Raw genomic sequence first — 19571 nt, 5'->3', positions numbered from 1 at the left:
GCGCTCCCGACCGGCGAAGGGCGATCCTCGCACCCACCGCGGGGCCGGGCCGACCCTGTTCACCGAGTGTTCGCCGGATGGTCGCCCGACCTCGGCCGGCCCACCGATCTGGGAAGATGTCTGCCCATGAGCTCCGAGCACCCCGCTGCGTCCGTCGACCCTGCCGCCACCGCGCCCACCACCGGCACGCGGCAGGTACCGGACCGGGTCTCGCTCGACGGCGTCGAGACCCGCTGGGACGAGGCGTGGACCGCGCAGGACCTGTACGCGTTCGACCGGACGGCGACCCGCGAGCAGGTCTACTCGATCGACACGCCCCCGCCCACCGTGTCGGGCTCGCTGCACGTGGGCCACGTCTTCTCCTACACGCACACCGACGTCGTCGCCCGCTTCCAGCGCATGCGCGGTCGCGAGGTGTTCTACCCGATGGGCTGGGACGACAACGGCCTGCCCACCGAGCGCCGCGTGCAGAACTACTACGGCGTCCGGTGCGACCCGTCGCTGCCCTACGACGGGGAGTTCACGCCCCCGTTCGAGGGCGGCGAGGGCAAGTCCGGGCCGCAGGTGCCGGTGAGCCGCAAGAACTTCGTCGAGCTGTGCGTGCGCCTGACGGTCGAGGACGAGCGGCAGTTCGAGACGGTGTGGCGGCGGCTCGGGCTGTCCGTGGACTGGTCGCGGACGTACCAGACGGTGTCGCCCGAGTCGCAGGCCGTGGCCCAGCAGGCGTTCCTGCGCAACCTCGCGCGCGGCGAGGCGTACCAGGCCGAGGCGCCCGGGCTGTGGGACGTGACCTTCCAGACCGCGGTCGCGCAGGCCGAGCTGGAGGCGCGCGACTACCCCGGCGCGTTCCACAAGGTCGCCTTCCACCGGCCGGACGGCACGCCCGTCTTCATCGAGACCACCCGCCCGGAGCTGCTGCCGGCGTGCGTCGCCCTCATCGCGCACCCCGACGACGAGCGCTACCAGCACCTGTTCGGCACCACGGTCCGCTCGCCGCTGTTCGACGTCGAGATCCCCGTCCTCGCCCACCCGATGGCCGAGCCCGACAAGGGTGCCGGCATCGCGATGTGCTGCACGTTCGGTGACCTGACCGACGTGCAGTGGTGGCGCGAGCTCCAGCTGCCGACGCGGTCCGTGGTGGGCCGCGATGGCCGGATCCTGCGCGAGACGCCCGAGTGGCTGGCGTCCGACGCGGCCCGCGCCCGCTACGAGGAGCTCGCGGGCAAGACCACCTTCTCGGCGCGCGAGGCGGTCGTCGCCGGCCTGCGCGAGACGGGCGACCTCGACGGCGAGCCGGTGCCCACGCAGCGCAAGGCGAACTTCTACGAGAAGGGCGACAAGCCCCTCGAGATCGTCACCAGCCGCCAGTGGTACATCCGCAACGGCGGTCGCGACGAGGACCTGCGCGCGGCCCTGCTCGCCCGCGGCGCCGAGCTCGGGTTCAACCCCGAGTTCATGCGGGTGCGGTACGAGAACTGGGTCAGCGGCCTCAACGGCGACTGGCTGGTGTCGCGGCAGCGGTTCTTCGGCGTGCCGTTCCCCGTCTGGTACCCGCTCGACGAGTCCGGGGAGCCGGTGCACGACAAGCCCCTCCTGCCGACCGAGGACCAGCTCCCGATCGACCCGTCGTCCGACGTGCCCGCCGGCTACACGGCCGACCAGCGCGGCGTGCCCGGCGGCTTCGCGGCCGACCCCGACATCATGGACACCTGGGCCACCAGCTCGCTGACCCCGCAGATCGTCGGCGGCTGGCGCACCGACCCCGACCTGTTCAGCCGCGTCTTCCCCATGGACCTGCGCCCCCAGGGCCAGGACATCATCCGGACGTGGCTGTTCTCGACGGTGGTCCGCTCGCACCTCGAGCACGACTCGCTGCCGTGGTCGGACGCGGCCATCAGCGGCTGGATCCTGGACCCGGACCGCAAGAAGATGTCGAAGTCCAAGGGCAACGTGGTCACGCCCCTGAGCCTGCTCGAGGAGCACGGGTCCGACGCCGTCCGGTACTGGGCCGCCTCGGCGCGCCTGGGCACGGACGCCGCGTTCGAGGTCGGGCAGATGAAGATCGGCCGCCGCCTCGCCATCAAGGTGCTCAACGCGTCGAAGTTCGCGCTCTCGTTCGGCGCGGCCGACGAGCCGCTCGCACTCGACCCGGCGCTCGTCACCGTCGAGATCGACCGCGCGATGCTGGCGGGGCTGGCCGACGTCGTCGACAAGGCCACCGCCGCCCTCGCCACGTACGACCACACCCGCGCGCTCGAGCTGACCGAGACGTTCTTCTGGACGTTCTGCGACGACTACCTCGAGCTGGTCAAGGACCGCGCGTACGGCGACCCGTCCCCCGAGACCGTCTCCGCCCGCGCCGCGCTGGCGATCGCCCTCGACGTCATGCTGCGCCTGTTCGCCCCGGTGCTGCCGTTCGCCACCGAGGAGGTCTGGTCGTGGTGGCGCGAGGGTTCGGTGCACCGCGCGCCCTGGCCGACCGCCGAGCCCTTGCGCACCGCGGCCGACCCCCGGGTGGTCACCGCCGCGGGGTCGGCGCTGGCCGCGCTGCGCAAGGTCAAGTCCGAGGCCAAGGTGTCCATGCGCACCGAGATCACCGCGGTCGAGCTGGCCGTCCCCGCCGCCCTGCGGCCCGGCGTCGAGGTCGCGCTCGACGACGTCCGCGCGGCCGGTCGCGTCGTCGGCACCCTCACCCTGGTCGACGGCGACGGCGAGTCCTGCGTGGCGCGCGACGCCGTCCTGGCCCCGCCCGAGCCGAAGGCCTGACGTTGCGCGAGTTCCGCTCGGAGGCACTGGTCGAGCTCGACCCGGGAGCGAGCATCCCCGGCCTGCTGGCCGAGCGGCTCGCGCGCGACCCGTCCGGGGTGTTCGCCGAGCGGCTCGTCGACGGCGCCTGGACCTCCGTCACCGTGTCCGCGTTCGCGGCCGAGGTCACCGCGGTGGCCAAGGGGCTCGTCGCGCGGGGCATCGAGCCGGGCGACCGCGTGGCGCTCATGTCCCGCACCCGCTACGAGTGGACGCTGCTCGACTTCGCCTGCTGGGCGGCCGGCGCGCTCGGCGTGCCCGTGTACGAGACGTCGTCGGCGGAGCAGGTGCGGTGGATCGCCGCCGACGCCGGCGTCCGGCTCGCGCTCGTGGAGACGGCCAAGCACGCCGCGGTCGTCGCCGAGGTCCACGACGACCTGCCCGGCCTGGCCGAGGTGCTGGTCATCGACGAGGGCGCGGTCGCGACGCTCGTCGAGGCGGGGTCCGCGGTCCCCGACGAGGAGATCGCCCGGCGCAGCGGGCTCGCCCGGGCCGACGACCTGGCCACGATCATCTACACCTCGGGCACGACCGGCCGCCCCAAGGGCGTCGAGCTCACGCACGGCAACTTCGTCGCGCTCACCCGCAACGGCGTCGCCGGGCTCGGCGACGTCTGCGCGGCCCCCGGCTCGCGCACGCTGCTGTTCATGCCGCTCGCGCACGTGTTCGCGCGGTTCATCGAGGTGCTCTGCGTCCCGTCGGGCGCCGTGCTCGGCCACACGCCCGACGCCAAGCACCTGCTGGAGGACCTGGCGGCGTTCCAGCCGACGTTCATCCTCGCGGTGCCCCGGGTGTTCGAGAAGGTCTACAACTCGGCCGAGCAGAAGGCCGGCTCGGGCACGACGCTGAAGGTCTTCCGGTGGGCCGCCAAGGCCGCCGAGGACTGGTCGCGCGCCCTCGACGGCTCCGGCCCGGGCCCGGCCCTGCGCGCCCGGCACGCGCTCGCCGGACGGCTCGTGCACAAGAAGCTGCGCGCCGCGCTGGGCGGCCGGGCGCAGTACGCCATCTCGGGCGGTGCCCCGCTGGGTGAGCGGCTCGGGCACTTCTACCGGGGCATCGGCGTCGAGGTGCTCGAGGGCTACGGCCTCACCGAGACCACCGCGCCCACCGCCGTCAACCGGCCCGGTGCCACCAAGGTGGGCACCGTCGGCCCGGCGTTCCCCGGTACGGCGCTGCGGGTGGACGACGAGGGCCAGGTCTTCGTCTCCGGCCCCCACGTGTTCCGCGGCTACCGGCACGACGCCGAGGCCACGGCRGAGGCCCTGGTCGACGGCTGGTTCCGCACCGGCGACGTCGGCACGCTCGACGACGACGGCTACCTCAAGATCACCGGCCGCACCAAGGAGATCATCGTCACCGCCGGCGGCAAGAACGTCGCGCCCGCGGTGCTCGAGGACCGGCTGCGCGGCCACCCGCTCGTCAGCCAGGTCGTCGTCGTCGGCGACCAGCGGCCGTTCATCGGCGCCCTGGTCACCCTCGACGCCGAGATGCTCCCGGGGTGGCTGGCGAACCACGGGATGCCGGCGATGTCCGTCGACGAGGCCGCCGCCGACCCGGCCGTGCTCGAGGCCCTCGACCGCGCCGCCGACCGCGCCAACGAGGCCGTCTCGCGCGCCGAGTCCATCCGCAAGCTCCGCGTGCTCACCACCGACCTCACCGAGGCGAACGGCTACCTCACGCCCTCCCTCAAGGTGAAGCGCGCCCAGGTGCTCAAGGACTTCGCCGCGGACATCGACACCCTCTACGAGGACACCCGCCCCACCGACTGACCCCAACGTCCGCGCAACTACGCGCTCCCACCCGTACCTGCGCGGACGTCGCGGCTCCCCACTGCGCAACGTCCGCGCAGCTACGCCCCCGAGGACGTAGTTGCGCGGACGTTGCGGGTCGTCACACCACCGTGCGCAGGCGGGCCTGGTCGGCAGACTGGGTGGGGACCGCCTCGCTCGGCGTGGAGTCGTCGGTCCAGCGCAGGAGCGCGCCGATGCCGTCCACCAGGTCGACGGTGCCGTCCTCGGCGAACGTCAGACCCGCGTCCTGCCCGAGGGCGGCGCGGACGAGCGCCACGTTGGCCTCCATCTCGCGCGCCTCGCCCGTCACGCCGATGGCGATGAGGTCCGCCTTGCTCGACGCGATCTGCAGGGGCTCCGGCCCGACCCACAGGGTCCGGTCGGCCAGCCCGGTCGTCGAGCCGTCGACGTGCAGCACCAGCTCGGCCACCTGGCCCCGCCGCAGCACCTCGATCACGTCGTCGAGGGCGGTCACGGCACCGTCGCCGCGGCCCTGCGCCTCGCGGAACCGGTCGAGCACGGACTCTCGACGGCGGGCACGGAACTGCGCCAGCGTGTCGACCACGCGGGCGTCGAACGCGCCCTGGTTGACGCCCTCGCCCCGCGCCCCCCCGGGCACCTCCACGACGAGCTCGCGCGCCTGCTGCCCGAGCTCCTCGCACACCATCTTGGTCGCGCGCATGTCCCCGGTGATGAGCACCAGGTCGGGGCTGCGCTCGGCCACGCGCTTGTCCAGCACCGCGGCGACGGCCTCGGCGTTCCGCTCCCAGGAGTCCTCCGCGCGCGTCTGGCTGCGCCGGTCCAGTCCTCCCTCGCGCGTCTTGTGCACGTCGTCGTGCCCGCCCTCGACCGTCTCGGTCTCCGGTCCCCCCTCCGTCCGGACGGTGCCTCCTGCCGCCCAGATCAGGTCCGCGCCGTTGCGGTCCACCCGCACGAGCAGGTAGGTCACGGTCTCGTCGGCGGCCCGMACCGCCGGCAGGAGCGCCGGCGCCGGCCCGAACACGGCGTGGGACTGCGCCGGCGGCTCGGACAGCACGCGGTCGACGACCACGCCCTGGGCATCGGCGACGACGACCCGGCCGTGCGGACCCCGCACGCCGGTGGGGACGGAGACGACGTCGGCGATGTCGTCCAGCACCCCCGCGGGCGCACCGTCGCGCTCGAGGGCGCGGCGGACGGCCTTCCACCGCTCCAGAGCCTCCGCATCCCCCGTCGCCCCGGCGCGCGTGGCGTCGAGGTAGACGGTCGTGAACGGCGACGGACGGCCGAGCAGCGGCTTGAGCCAGTGCAGGTCCATGGGCAGCACCTCCGGGATCGACGATCCCCGGCGACCGCGGGCGCGCTGAGCCCCCCGTGCAGCCCGCCGGAGCTGACCCTCCTACCTTCCGCCCCTCGGGGACGGCGCGCCACCCCCCACGGTCAGTCCTTGCGGGCGCGGTCCTGCGCGATCTCCTCGTGGTGCCGGATGACCTCCTCGACGATGAACGCGAGGAACTTCTCGGCGAACACCGGGTCGAGCTCGGCCGTGTGCGCCAGCTCGCGCAGCCGCGCGACCTGCTGCTCCTCGCGCCCCGGGTCCGACGGCGGCAGGCCGCGCTCGGCCTTGAGCACGCCGACCTGCTGGGTGGCCTTGAACCGCTCCGCCAGCAGGTACACCAGGGCCGCGTCGATGTTGTCGATGCTGCCGCGCAGGCGGGCCAGCTCGGCGGGGATCGGGGTCGGCAGGTCGCTCACGGACGCGATCCTAGGCCGCGACTCGCAGGGGTCAGGCGCTCTTCTCGCGGGGCGGGCGCTTCTCCTGCACCGTGTCGCGCGGGATCAGCGTCGGGTTGACGTTCTCGAGCACGACCTCGCGCGTGATGACCACCCGGGCGACGTCGTCGCGGCTGGGCACCTCGAACATCACCTGCTGGAGGACCTCCTCCATGATGGCCCGCAGGCCGCGCGCGCCGGTGCCGCGCAGCAGCGCCTGGTCGGCGATGGAGGCGACCGCCTCGTCGTCGAACTCGAGCTCGACGCCGTCGATCTGGAACATCCGCTGGTACTGCTTGACCAGCGCGTTCTTGGGCTCCGTGAGGATCCGCACGAGCGCGTCCTGGTCGAGCCGGGAGACCGCGGCGACGACGGGGAGCCGGCCGATGAACTCGGGGATCAGGCCGTACTTCTGCAGGTCCTCGGGGCGCACCTCGGAGAACAGGTCGCCCTCGTCGACGGTGTCGAGCAGCGGGGCCCCGAAGCCGACGACACGCTTGCGCGCGCGGGCCGCGATGATGTCGTCCAGGCCGGAGAAGGCGCCCGCCACGATGAACAGCACATTCGTCGTGTCGATCTGGATGAACTCCTGGTGCGGGTGCTTGCGCCCACCCTGCGGCGGGACCGAGGCGGTGGTGCCCTCGATGATCTTCAGCAGCGCCTGCTGCACGCCCTCACCGGAGACGTCGCGCGTGATCGACGGGTTCTCGCTCTTGCGGGCGATCTTGTCGATCTCGTCGATGTAGATGATGCCCGACTCGGCCTTCTTGACGTCGTAGTCGGCGGCCTGGATGAGCTTGAGGAGGATGTTCTCCACGTCCTCGCCCACGTAGCCCGCCTCGGTGAGGGCCGTGGCGTCCGCGATGGCGAACGGGACGTTGAGCATGCGTGCCAGGGTCTGCGCGAGGTACGTCTTGCCGGTGCCCGTCGGGCCGACCAGCAGGATGTTCGACTTCGCGATCTCGATGTGGTCGTCCGTCGTGGACGTCCGCGTCTCACCGGCCTGGACACGCTTGTAGTGGTTGTACACCGCGACCGCGAGGGCCCGCTTCGCGGACTCCTGGCCGATGATGTACTGCTCCAGGAACTCGAAGATCTCCTTGGGCTTGGGCAGCTCGACCAGCCCGACCTCGGTGGCCTCCGCCAGCTCTTCCTCGATGATCTCGTTGCAGAGCTCGATGCACTCGTCGCAGATGTAGACGCCAGGCCCGGCGATGAGCTTCTTGACCTGCTTCTGCGACTTGCCGCAGAACGAACACTTGAGGAGATCGGCCCCGTCCCCGATACGAGCCACGTCGGTCCCCTTCCTCAGTGTCGCCCTCCGCCCGTCGGGCGGTGCGTCGTTCGTGCGTCACCCGTGGGGCGCGCGTCCTCCCCCATTGCACACCACCGCGGGCGTGATGTCAGCCGTACACACGCCGAGCGTCAGCACCCAGTGTCACGGGCGTCACCTGTTCGGCGTCCGTCGGCCGGGTCCGCTCGCGCGGACCCGGCCTCGGCGTCCTTACGGCTTGGGCTGGACCGTCGTCGGGACGACGCCCTTGCGGCTGGCCAGCACCTGGTCGACGATCCCGTACTCCAGCGCCTGCTGGGCCGTGAGGATCTTGTCGCGCTCGATGTCCTTGCGGACCAGCTCGATGTCCCGCCCGGTGTGGTGCGCGATGGTCAGCTCGAGCCACTCGCGCATCCGGATCAGCTCGTTGGCGTGGATCTCGATGTCGGACGCCTGAGCGTAGCCGCCACCCTCCATCGCCGGCTGGTGGATGAGCACGCGCGCGTTGGGCAGCGCCAGGCGCTTGCCCGGCGAGCCCGCTGCGAGCAGCACCGCCGCTGCCGACGCCGCCTGCCCGAGGCAGACCGTCTGGATGTGCGGCTTGATGTACTGCATCGTGTCGTAGATCGCCGTGAGCGCCGTGAACGAGCCGCCGGGCGAGTTGATGTACAGGATGATGTCGCGGTCCGGGTCGGTGCTCTCCAGCACCAGCAGCTGGGCCATGACGTCGTCGGCCGAGGCGTCGTCCACCTGCACGCCGAGGAAGATGATGCGGTCCTCGAACAGCTTGGTGTACGGGTCCTGGCGCTTGAAGCCGTAGGCCGTGCGCTCCTCGAACTGGGGCAGCACGTACCGGCTGGCGGGCGACGACGGAGCGAGTCCGCCGGGGCCGGCCAGCATCCCGGCACGGGCCATGAACTGGGATTCGATGCTCACGAGCTTCTCCTCAAGATGAAGGGTGGTCGACCGGCGCTGCCGTCAGGCCGTGCCGCCGCCGCCGGCGACCGAGTCCGCCTTGGTGACGACCTTGTCCACGAACCCGTACTCCAGCGCCTCCGGGGCGGTGAACCACCGGTCGCGGTCGGCGTCGGCGTTGATCTGGTCCACGGACTTGCCGGTCTGCGCAGCGGTCAGCTCAGCCAGCACGGTCTTCATGTGGAGGATCAGCTGGGCGTTGATCCGCACGTCCGTCGCGGTGCCGCCGATGCCGCCCGAGGGCTGGTGCATCATCACGCGGGCGTGGGGCAGCGCGTACCGCTTGCCCTGCGCGCCCGACGAGAGCAGGAACTGCCCCATCGAGGCGGCCATGCCCATCGCGATCGTGGCGACGTCCGGCTGGATGTACTGCATGGTGTCGTAGATCGCCATGCCCGCGGTGATCGAGCCACCGGGTGAGTTGATGTAGAGCCAGATGTCCTTGTCCGGGTCCTCCGCGGCCAGCAGCATCATCTGCGCGCAGATGGCGTTGGCGTTCTCGTCGCGCACCTCGGAGCCGAGCCAGATGATGCGCTCGCGGAGCAGTCGGTTGTAGATGGAGTCATTGAGGCCGAAGGCCGGGCCGTCTGCCCGGGCCATCATCGGCACTAGCTCGTTCACGAAGGCTCCCTCGTCTGACGGTGACGTCTGTCCTGCACCGCACGGACCTTCCCTGTCGGGGTCCCGTGCGATGCAGTGACCCTAACGCGCAGCCACACCCGCCCATGTCCCGCCGCCGTGCGTTTTCGCTGACGGCAGAGCCGGGCGCCGCCGACCCGCCAGGACGGCGAAGGCCCCGCACCACGGGTGGGTGCGGGGCCTTCGCGACGAGCTCGGCGGGTCAGGCCTTCGCGTCCTCGACCGTCTCGGCGTCGTCGAGCACCGAGATGTCCGCGGCGGCGTCGCCGGTGGTCGCGGAAGCGGCGTCGGCGGCCTCCGCTGCGTCCGCCTCGTCCTCGGCGTCCGAGCCGATGAACTCGCTCAGGTCGACGGCCTGGCCGGCGTTGTCGGTGACGGCCACGCGACGCAGCGCGACGGCGAGCGCCTTCGAGCGAGCGACCTCGGCGACCATGGTGGGGATCTGGCCCTGCTGGTCGATGGTCTGGATGAAGGTGTTCGGGTCCATGCCGTACTGGCGCGACGCGTTCACCAGGTAGTCGAGCAGCTCGTTCTGGCTGACCTTGATCTCGAGCTGCTCGGCGAGCGTGTCCAGGAGGATCTGGTTGCGCAGCGCGGTGGTGGCCTGCTCGCCCACCTCGGCGCGGTGCTCGTCGTCCTCGAGCCGGCCCTCGCCCTCGAGGTGACGGTGCACCTCGGCCTCGACGACGCCGCTCGGGACCGGGATCTCGGTGCCGGCCAGCAGCTGCTCGAGCAGCAGGTCGCGGGCCTGGACCGCCTGGTTCGAGATCTTGATGCGCGACGCCTGCTCGCGCAGGTCCGCCGTCAGCTCCTCCAGCGTGTCGAACTCGCTGGCCAGCTGCGCGAAGTCGTCGTCGGCGTCGGGGAGCTGGCGCTCCTTGACGGTCGTGGCGGTGACGGCGACGAGCGCGGTCTCGCCGGCGTGGTCGCCGCCCGCGAGCGCGGTCTCGAACGTGGTGGACTCGCCGGCCGACAGGCCCGTGAGCGCCTCGTCGAGACCCTCGAGCATGTTGCCGGAGCCGATCTGGTAGCTCACGCCGGAGACGTTGTCGACCTGCTCGTCGCCGATCGTGGCGGTGAGGTCGATGACGACGAAGTCGCCCTCGGCGGCCGGGCGGTCGACGCCGACCAGCGTGCCGAAGCGCTCGCGCAGCGCGTCGAGACGGCCCTGGACGTCCTCGTCGGAGACCTCGACGTCGTCGACCGTGACGGCCAGGCCGTCGAGCGCGGGGACGGTGATCTCGGGACGGACCTCGACCTCGGCGGTGAAGTGGAGCTCGCCCTCCTCGCCCTTCGGCGTGGCGGTCAGGCCGGGGACCTGCGTGACCTCGACCTCGGGCTGACCCAGCGGACGCAGCTTGTTCTCGCGGACGGCCTCGGCGTAGAAGCCGGACAGCCCCTCGTTGATCGCGTGCTCGAGGACGGCCGGGCGGCCGATGCGCTGGTCGATGATGCGAGGCGGCACCTTGCCCTTGCGGAAGCCCGGGACCACGACGTCCTGGGCGATGTGCTCGTACGCGTGCTCGATGCTCGGCTTGAGCTCGTCGTACGTCACCTCGACGGTCAGCTTGACCTTGGTGGGCTCCAGGGTCTCGACGGCGCTCTTCACTTCGATGGTCTCCAACTGATCGGGGCGGGCGCCGGCGACTCCGGCGATCTCCGTGGTGTCAGGGCCGCGCACCGTCGCACCGCCACCCTGGGGCAGGGGGCCGACGACCGCACGCTGGCGACCCTCGACCTTACGCCACGGCGGGCGGCGGTCCCAAGCCCGCAGGCTGTGGGACCGCCCACGCCGTCACCCCCTGCTCACCGACGCGCGCCCGCCAGCTCCGTGATCACGGAGACGGTGCGGGCCACGCCGTCGTGCTCGGCGTACTCGGCCGCCAGCTCACCGGCCCGACGCGCGAACGAGGGGTCGGTCAGGACCCGGCGGACGCCGTCGCGCACCGCCTGCGACGTGGTGGCGTCGGTGACCTTGTCGGTCGGGATCGTGACCCCGACGCCGGACCAGGTCACCCGGGCGCCCACCTCGGCCTTGTCCTCGGTGCGCCCCGCGACGACGAGCGGGACCCCGGCCGCGAGCGCCTGCTGCACCCCGCCGAACCCGCCGTTGGTGACCATGACATCCACGAGCGGCAGCAGCCGGTCGAACGGGACGAAGGGCGTCGCCCGGACGTTCGCGGCGTAGCCGACGTCCTCGGTCGTCGCGACGACGAGCACGTCCTCGTCGGCCAGCGCGTCGATCGCGGGCCACAGCAGCCGCTCGGGGTCGGTGGCGACCGTGCCCTGCGTGACGAGCACGACCGGGCGACCGACGGCGCGCGCCTCGAGCACGTCGTCCCACCAGGCCGGCGGGGTGAACCGGTCGATGCCCGCGGGCAGGTACGGCCCGACGAGCTCGACGTTGGCGGGCAGGTCGCTGCGGGGGTACTCGAAGGACGGCACCGATGTGTGCAGGACGCGCGTGACGGCCGTCTGGGACCAGTTGAAGAAGAAGCCCTCGGGCACCGGCTCGCCGTACTCGGTGACGACGCGCTCCGCGGCCTTCTGCACCTCGCGGAACACCACCCTGCGCGTGAACCAGTCGAGCAGGGCGTACCGGAGGCCGTCGAGCCCGGTGCGCGGCGGCTGGAGGCCGAGGCCGAAGGGCGCGGTGTCCTTGCTCGAGATCGCCAGCGGCGACACGGAGAAGAGCACGGACGGCACGTCGTGCTTGCGGGCCGCGATCCCGCCGGCCAGGAACGCGTTGTCCATGACGATGACGTCGGGCCGCTCGGCGGCGACGAGGCCGTCGATGTCGGCCAGGAAGCCGGGCACGGTCGCGACGAAGTGGTGCAGCACGTCCCACTGCAGCCGCTTGATGCCGGGGGCCGGGGCGCCGTGCTCCATAGACCACGCGTCGAGCTCGGCGTCGTCGAGGTCTCGGCCCTGCACGATCGGTGCGTGCTTGGCGCCGGTCGCCGCGACCGCCTGCGCGAACTTGCGGCCGGTGTAGACGACGACCTCGTGGCCCTCGTCGACGAGGGCACGAGCCAGGGGCAGCGCGGGTCGCACGTGTCCGGTGACGGGCGAGAGGGTGAACAAGATCCTGCTCATGGTGGGGGTCTCCCAGGGTGTCGGGGCATGTCCCGAACAAGACCCTGGGCGATTCGCCCTGATACATCCCCCGTCAGGACCGCCTGAGCAACCTGTCCCGCAGGCGCTCGCGCCGCTCGGCAAACCGGTTCCACACCGTCTTCTGGAAGACCAGCGTGAGCCAGCCCGCCAGCGCCATGCCGACGACGTTGACCCCGAGCTGCAGGGCGCTCCCCCGGACCTCGGCCATCTGCCCGAACGCCAGGCCGAGCGCGACGTTGCCCGCGGCCGGCACGGTGGTCACCGAGATGAAGACGCCGGCCAGCCCGCCCACCCGGGCGGACGTCAGGGACAGCACCCCGGCCGCTCCGGCGATGACGGCCACGATGAACGACCACTTGTCGGGGGTGTAGATGAACTCCGTCTGGGGACGCGGCGCGGTGACCTGCTCGACCGTCGCCCAGCCCAGCTGCTTGGCCACGAGCGCCGCGGCGCACGTCACGGCGATGGCGATCACGAAGCCGGCGACCAGGGTCCACAGCGCGATCCGCAGCAGATTGAACCGACGCCGGACCAGCGCCACGCCCAGCGCCGCGATGGGCCCGAACTCCGGCCCGAGGACCATGGCGCCGATGACGAGGATCTGCGAGTCGACGATGATCGCGATGCTCGCGATGAGGGTCGCGAAGCACATGAAGCTCAGGTAGGTCCAGTTGAGCTCCGAGTCGGCGTAGGCGCGTCGGGTGACGTCGATCCAGACCACGGCGTCCGCGCTGCTGCCCGGGGCGAGCTGCTCGGCGTCGTACCCGCGCTGAGACACCCACGTGTCTGCAGGCTCGATCTTCAGGGTGCCCTCGCGGTGCACGCCGAGCTCGAGGAGCTCGTCGAGGATGTCGTTGGCCGCCTCGCGCGCCACGTCGGCCAGCACGAGGTCGCCCGGGGGGATGCGCGACGCGCCGTCGAGCACCGCCAGGCTGCTCACGGCGGGCGCGCGCTCGAGCGTCGCGACGACGTCCTCCGTGAGGTGTGCCGGGCTCGAGATCCGCAGGTGGAGCACACGGCCAGTGTGTGGTCGGCGCGGCCGAGATCCCGGGAGCCGCTCCGTGACCCTGCGGTCGGGAAAAGTGTCGGGGTGGCGGGATTCGAACCCACGACCTTCCGCTCCCAAAGCGGACGCGCTACCAACCTGCGCCACACCCCGTGCGCACCCGGCAGCGGCCCTCACGGGCGACCCGGGTGCACGAGACGCCCTCCTGCACCCGGTACCCTGGGTGCCGCGGTCCGGGCTCGACGAGAGCCGGGACCAGTGCGGACGTAGCTCAATGGTAGAGCCCCAGTCTTCCAAACTGGCTACGCGGGTTCGATTCCCGTCGTCCGCTCCCCTAGACCCCGCAGATCAGACCGTGCTTACCGGGTCGTGGCCGCCGCTTCGACCAACTCATTCTCGGTTCCGATGAGGCCGACTTACGCGCATTTCGCACCGCTTCAGTTCCTGTCCGGTTCCGACCGGTCTGTGACTGGCTATCGGCGGCCGCGTGGGACCTGTGCCATACGGTCCGGAGGCACGCACTCCCCCGCAGGAGCAGGAGCGCGCCCCGGCTCCTCAACATGCGACGGCCAAGTAACACGGCCCAGCGCTGGTACCAGCAGAGTCATGGCCATTCCGTTCGTCGGCAGCGACGCCGAACGACCCATGGTTCTCGTCCCGGGTTCAGTGAGGCTCGCAACGGACGCTCGACAGCTACGACAACGCGTTCGGCCGAGGCGCTCAACTCGCTGTTCAAGGTCGACCTCGTGCGCAACGAAGGCCTGGTAGTCGAGCGGTACCCGCCGGAGGAGCGGGTGAGAGGTGACGGCCGGTACGCGCGGAGGTTTCCGCCGGACCGCGTCCACCAAACAGGAGGGGGAGACCGGCGCGGTCTCCCCCTCCTTCTTGGCTCCCAGGTCTCGGCGGCTGCCGTGCCGTCAAGCCGCCGTGATCACAAGGTTGTACGCGCCGGCGGCATTCTGCCCGTTGACCGTGACGGACACCGTCCCGTTCGTCACCGCGACAGTCTGGCTGGACACCGTCGTCGGTCCGGACACGTTCGTCGTCCGACCCGAGCCAGGCACCGACGTGATGACCACCCTGGCGTTGGCACCGAGTCCGCCAAGACCCGTGACCCGCAGGGTGTTGTTGCCCGCCTCACCGCCGAACACCACGCTGAACCGCCTGGCGCTCGAGTCGTATGACGCGACACCGTCCTGCGCGGCGGTCGGCGTGACCTTGACGACGCTGCCTGACTGGTCGGCGTACCACTTGTACATCCAGTACGACGCGGTCGGCGAACCGTTGTGGAGCAATCCGTTGAGCGTTCCCGGCTCGAACCAGAAGGCGCGCTCCGCGTCGCGAACCCCGCCACGCTCGAAGGCAGCCACGTAGTGGTTCGCCTGGGCGGGCACGTCGATCTCGTCGGGGGTGGCGTACTCGTCGATCGAGATCGGCCGCGCCGAGATCCCGAGCTCCCTCTCCAGCGCGCGGTAGGCGGCGATGTCGCCGGCGACCCGCTGCCAACCCGAGAGCTCGTGCCAGCAGATGACGTCCGGCACCGTGCCGGACGCCTTCGCTGCCATCAGGAAGGTCCGCATGCGCGAGACGTTCCACTCAGACTCACTGGGGCCGAGAATCACGGCGCTCGGGGAGTTCTGCTTCACGCGCTGGACCGTGCGGGCCCAGCCGTCCGTCCAACTCCCCGCCGATGCGGGCCAGGTCCAGTTGGGTTCGTTCCAAGGCTCCCAGGCCGCGGCGCTGGTGACCTCGGGGTGCGCGCGGAGCGTCGAGAACATGAAGTCGATGCGGCTGTTCCAGTCGTTCCAGCTCGTCCAGTTGTACGGGAAGCCGTCGAAGCTGTCCGCCATGTCGACGAGGATCTTGCCGTTGACCGACTGCACCGTCGACGCGACCTTGATGGTGTCGCCGACCGGGTTCGGCACCCCGTTCGGCCGGTGCTGCGATCCCGGCGGCGGCTGCCGGAACCAGGTCGGCTTCAGTGGTGCGACGAGTGATGCCGCAGGCGTGCTGGAATCGCTCAGGCCGTAGAGGAAGTTGGTGCCGACCCGGGTCACGGGCCGAACCGTGGTGGCGGCATCGATGACGAGGGTCGAGCCCGCGCTCGGCGTGCCGTTCTGGGTCCAGCGCTGGTTCGATTGGCCGTTGCAGGTCCAGAGGATCGCCTTGGTCCCGTTGGCGGTCGCCCCGAGATTGACGTCGAGGCACAGCCCCGACTGCTGGCCGACGAGCGATCCGTTGGACCCCCACGACCACTTCTGGTTCGCCTGACCGTTGCACGTCCAGATGAGGACCGCCGTCCCCGCCGTGGTCCCGCTGTGGTCGACGTCGAGGCACATCGTGCCGCCGAACGTCCGGAGCTCACCGGCCGACGTCAGCACCCACCCCTGGTTGCTCTGACCGTTGCAGTCCCAGATGTCGACCGCAGTCCCGGCGGTGCTGACGTTCCCTGTGACGTCGAGACACCTCCCCGAGGCAGCGCTGACCAGAGTCGGGTCGGCGGCGAACGCCGGCCCTGCGGCGACCTGCGAGACGACCGTCGCCCCCATGAGTGCCGCGAGGACCATCGCGGCCAACCGGGATCGTCGCGACCTGTCGCGATTTCCCTTGGCTGTCCCCCGGCTCCCGTGGCCCTCAGGCGCCTCGCGGGTGAGGACAGCGGCTAGTCGACGTGGCCGATCCACTGAACGTGATGACATGTGAGCTCCATTGCTCGTCGCCAGGCAGGACGATCCTGCAAACGTTGGTCATCGGATGCTAGGGCTCGAAGTGCCCACTCTGCAAACGATGGTCAAAAATGCGAGAGCCGTCCCAGCCGCTACAGCGCGACGCCGTCCGGTGCACAGCGCAGACAGGCGTAGGTCTAACTAACCGGACCACTCGCGCAATCAGGACGAAGCCGTGACTATCGTTTTCAGCGACGCCTCACCCGGCGCGCGCGCAGGGCACCGCGAACGAACTCGCGAGTGCGCCGAGGTCGATCTCCCCTCGGCGACAAAACGATTCACACCTGTACAGCAGCTTGTCGACCTGGCGAATGTGAGCGCTAACACGGCTGGCCGGCGCCTGAAGAACCCACCCGTTACAACGATGTTACGGAGGCACAACCATGACCCCTGCACGCACTCGAACCGGGCGGCGCAGCCGATTCGCCGCCCTCGCGGCGGTGACCACGATAGTGATGGGCGCGGCGATGACGGCGCTCGCACCGGCCGCGCAGGCCGCCGCCCCGCCTCTCGTGTCCGGGCAGTCCGGCCGGTGTCTGGATGTGAACGGGAACGACACGACGCCGGGCGCCGGCATCCAGATCTGGGACTGCAACGGCACTGCCGGCCAAGGCTGGACCCTGACCTCTGCCGGGGAGCTCCGTACTTTCGACGGCACCCGCTGCCTCGACGCGCTCAACTGGGGCACGACCGCCGGCACCGCACTCATCTCGTGGAACTGCACCGGCGGCGCCAACCAGCGATTCGCCCGGGGATCGAACGGCTCCCTGGTCCATCAGCAGTCGGGCCTGTGCGTCGACGTGACCGGCTCGCGCACCGTCAACGGCACGGCCGTTGCGCTGTGGACCTGCAACGGCCGCGACAACCAACGCTGGTCCGCGGCGTCGACCGCGTCCGGCTACCCGTCCCCTGGGAACATCACGGGCTCCACGTGGGCGCACGATCCCACCGTCGTCAAGCGTCCCGACGGCACCTACCTCGTCGCCACCACGGGGCGTGGAATCCCCCTCAAGACGTCGTCGAACCGCACGTCGTGGAGCGACGCCGGAGCGGCGTTCCCGAACGGCGCACCGTGGACCGTGGCCTACACCACCGGCGACCTGTGGGCGCCTGACCTGTCCTACCGAAACGGCCAGTACTACCTGTATTACGCCGCCTCAGCCTTCGGCAGCACCAACTCCGGCATCTACCTGGCCACGAGCACCAGCGGCAACGCCGGCACCTGGACCAACCGCGGCCTGGTGGTGAGCACCACCGGCTCGAGCAACTACAACGCCATCGACCCCGACCTGGTCGTCGATCAGCAAGGCCGTTGGTACCTGAGCTTCGGATCGTTCTGGTCGGGACTCAAGCTCATCGCGATCGATCCCGCGACCGGTCTGCGGTCCGGGACCTCCATGACGTCGCTCGCCTCGCGCAGCGGAGGCATCGAAGCCCCCGACATCTACTTCCACGGCGGCTACTACTACCTGTTCGCCTCGTTCGACCTGTGCTGCAAGGGCGCGCAGAGCACCTACCGGATCGCGGTCGGGCGCTCGACTTCGGTCAGCGGTCCGTACGTCGACCGGAACGGCACGGCGATGACCAGCGGGGGTGGCACCGAGATCCTGGCTGGGCACGGTTCGATTCACGGACCCGGGCACTCCGCGACCCTGACGGACAACGGTGAGTCGATCCTCTTCTACCACTACTACACCGACGCCGGAGACTCCCGCCTCGGCATCAACCGGCTGAGCTGGGACGCCGCCGGTTGGCCCACCGTGAGCTGACCATCGGCCGGCGAGGCGCCCGCTCCCCCCGGGAGACGGGTCGCCTCGCTGTCCGCCGAACCAGGTCGCGCACGCGAGCACGTCCGCGGCGCGCGTCGTCCGGACCGGACCGCATCGGCCCCAACCGAATCTTCGACACGACCGTGTCGGACCGCTGCACACTCGACGACGAGGAGCACCATGCACCCTTCATCGATCCATCTCCCGTGGCGAGCCCTGCTCGCGTTCACGCTGCTGGCCTTCGCCCTGGTCGCCATGCCGAGCAGGGCTGACGCCGCAGGCACGCAAGCCTGCGACATCTACGCGAGCGGCGGCACCCCGTGCGTCGCCGCGCACAGCACCACCCGAGCGCTCTTCGGCTCCTACAACGGCTCGCTCTACCAGGTGCGTCGTTGGTCGGACGGGGCCACGACGAACGTCGGCGTGCTGAGCGCCGGCGGCTACGCAAACGCGGCCGCCCAGGACTCGTTCTGTTCCGGCACGTACTGCACGATCGTGCGCATCTACGACCAGACGACGCGGCACAACGACCTGACGATCGCCCCCGGAGGCGGCGCCAACCCGACCGCAGACCAGGGCTCCAACGCCGCGGCACTACCCGTGACGGCGGGAGGCCACAAGGTCTACGGCGTCTACATCTCCGCCGGAAACGGGTACCGCAACAACGCCACCAACGGCGTCGCCACCGGCAGCCAGCCCGAGGGCATGTACATGGTCACGGAAGGAACCCACGTCAACAACAGGTGCTGCTTCGACTACGGCAACGCCGAGACCAACAACCTCGACACCGGCAACGGCGACATGGACGCCATCTACTTCGGCACCCTGTGCTGGTTCTCCCCCTGCGCCGGCGGCCCACGCGTGGCGGCCGACCTCGAGAACGGGCTGTTCGCCGGCGGGAACGGGTCCTGGACGGCGAACACGGGCCGGTCGACGGCGTTCGTGACCGCGATGCTCAAGAACAACGGGACGACGACGTACGCCATCAAGGACGGGAACGGGCAGTCAGGAGGGCTCGCGACCAGATACGACGGAGCGCTACCCACCCAGGCCGGCTACCGGCCGATGACCAAGCAGGGGGCGATCATCCTGGGAATCGGCGGCGACAACAGCAACGGCTCGGTGGGTTCGTTCTTCGAGGGAGTCATGACAAGCGGGTACCCGAGCGACACCACCGAGAACGCCGTGCAGGCCAACATCGTCGCCGCCGGCTACTCCAAGAACGTCACGTTCCCTTCGAACGGCGGCACGTACCGGATCACGAACCTCGCCAGTGGCAAGGTTCTTGACGCGGTGAACTGCGGCACGGCGAACGGCACCGCCGTCGACCAGTGGACGTCGCTCGGCAACACGTGCCAGCAGTGGCGGTTCAGCAACGTTGGCGCCAACAAGTGGACGATCACCAACGTCAACGCGGGCAAGGTCCTCGACGCGGTCGGCCGCGGTACCGGTCTGGGGACCGCCGTCAACCTCTGGCAGTCGCTGGGCAACACCTGCCAGCAGTGGGCGGTCATCCCGGCAGGGAACGGCCGCTACGAGCTCGTCGTCGAGAACAGTGGGATGGTGCTGGACGACGTGAACTGCGGGACCGCGAACGGGACGAAGGCGGACCTGTGGGCTTGGCTCAACAACACGTGCCAGCTCTGGTCGATCGCTCCCTGAGAGACCCGGACGAACGGCGAAGGCCCGGACCGTCTGGTCCGGGCCTTCGCCGTTCTC

The 19571-nt window shown here is 70.7% G+C and carries 13 protein-coding genes and 2 tRNA genes; 5 read left to right on the top strand and 10 right to left on the bottom strand.

What is annotated here, in order from left to right; genetic code table 11:
* Positions 1-126 precede the first annotated feature (126 nt).
* Both valS and AC1DQC_RS03930 read left to right on the top strand, forming a co-directional pair.
* On the top strand, positions 127-2766 hold the full coding sequence (gene valS / locus AC1DQC_RS03935) for a valine--tRNA ligase (RefSeq protein ID WP_477049908.1): 2640 nt from the start codon (positions 127-129) through the stop codon (positions 2764-2766).
* A 2-nt stretch (positions 2767-2768) separates the two neighbouring features.
* Positions 2769-4574, top strand: coding sequence for an AMP-dependent synthetase/ligase (locus AC1DQC_RS03930; protein ID WP_477049907.1), 1806 nt, complete (start codon positions 2769-2771; stop codon positions 4572-4574).
* Between the two features lie 121 nt (positions 4575-4695).
* On the opposite strand, the gene AC1DQC_RS03925 is transcribed toward AC1DQC_RS03930, so the two are convergent.
* From AC1DQC_RS03925 to AC1DQC_RS03885, 9 genes are all read right to left on the bottom strand, one after another.
* The gene (locus AC1DQC_RS03925; protein ID WP_477049906.1) at positions 4696-5892 is read right to left on the bottom strand and encodes a baeRF2 domain-containing protein; all 1197 of its coding nucleotides are present in this window, start codon (positions 5890-5892) and stop codon (positions 4696-4698) included.
* 122 nt (positions 5893-6014) lie between these two features.
* Positions 6015-6329 (bottom strand): chorismate mutase, encoded by a 315-nt coding sequence (locus AC1DQC_RS03920; RefSeq protein ID WP_477049905.1) that lies wholly within the window; start codon positions 6327-6329, stop codon positions 6015-6017.
* 31 nt (positions 6330-6360) lie between these two features.
* Complete coding sequence (gene clpX, locus AC1DQC_RS03915; protein WP_477049904.1) at positions 6361-7641, bottom strand: ATP-dependent Clp protease ATP-binding subunit ClpX; 1281 nt, start codon at positions 7639-7641, stop codon at positions 6361-6363.
* Positions 7642-7851: 210 nt separating this feature from the next.
* Positions 7852-8556, bottom strand: a complete 705-nt coding sequence (locus AC1DQC_RS03910; RefSeq protein WP_477049903.1) for an ATP-dependent Clp protease proteolytic subunit — start codon at positions 8554-8556, stop codon at positions 7852-7854.
* A gap of 42 nt (positions 8557-8598) precedes the next feature.
* On the bottom strand, positions 8599-9216 hold the full coding sequence (locus AC1DQC_RS03905) for an ATP-dependent Clp protease proteolytic subunit (protein WP_477049902.1): 618 nt from the start codon (positions 9214-9216) through the stop codon (positions 8599-8601).
* Positions 9217-9436: 220 nt separating this feature from the next.
* Entirely contained in the window at positions 9437-10843 is a 1407-nt protein-coding gene (tig, locus tag AC1DQC_RS03900; protein WP_477049901.1) for a trigger factor, read from the bottom strand.
* A 197-nt stretch (positions 10844-11040) separates the two neighbouring features.
* Positions 11041-12330, bottom strand: a complete 1290-nt coding sequence (locus tag AC1DQC_RS03895; RefSeq protein ID WP_477049900.1) for a glycosyltransferase — start codon at positions 12328-12330, stop codon at positions 11041-11043.
* Positions 12331-12403: 73 nt separating this feature from the next.
* Positions 12404-13366 (bottom strand): DUF389 domain-containing protein, encoded by a 963-nt coding sequence (locus tag AC1DQC_RS03890; RefSeq protein WP_477049899.1) that lies wholly within the window; start codon positions 13364-13366, stop codon positions 12404-12406.
* A 70-nt stretch (positions 13367-13436) separates the two neighbouring features.
* Positions 13437-13510: transfer RNA gene (locus AC1DQC_RS03885), tRNA-Pro, on the bottom strand.
* A 107-nt stretch (positions 13511-13617) separates the two neighbouring features.
* Here AC1DQC_RS03885 and AC1DQC_RS03880 point away from each other — a divergent pair.
* Positions 13618-13688 (top strand) — tRNA-Gly (locus AC1DQC_RS03880).
* A gap of 586 nt (positions 13689-14274) precedes the next feature.
* Here the strand turns inward: AC1DQC_RS03880 and AC1DQC_RS03875 are convergent.
* Complete coding sequence (locus AC1DQC_RS03875) at positions 14275-15924, bottom strand: lectin (RefSeq protein ID WP_477049946.1); 1650 nt, start codon at positions 15922-15924, stop codon at positions 14275-14277.
* A 599-nt stretch (positions 15925-16523) separates the two neighbouring features.
* On the opposite strand from AC1DQC_RS03875, the gene AC1DQC_RS03870 reads away from it, so the two are divergent.
* Positions 16524-17852 carry a family 43 glycosylhydrolase gene (locus tag AC1DQC_RS03870; protein ID WP_477049898.1) on the top strand — a complete coding sequence of 443 codons (1329 nt, stop codon included), beginning with the start codon at positions 16524-16526 and terminating at the stop codon, positions 17850-17852.
* A 180-nt stretch (positions 17853-18032) separates the two neighbouring features.
* Positions 18033-19514 carry an arabinofuranosidase catalytic domain-containing protein gene (locus AC1DQC_RS03865; protein WP_477049897.1) on the top strand — a complete coding sequence of 494 codons (1482 nt, stop codon included), beginning with the start codon at positions 18033-18035 and terminating at the stop codon, positions 19512-19514.
* Positions 19515-19571 lie beyond the last annotated feature (57 nt).

The organism is Cellulomonas sp. P4_H12, assembly GCF_056400905.1.
Note: the sequence above shows the minus strand (reverse complement) of the source record. Positions and strands in the feature narration are given on the sequence as shown.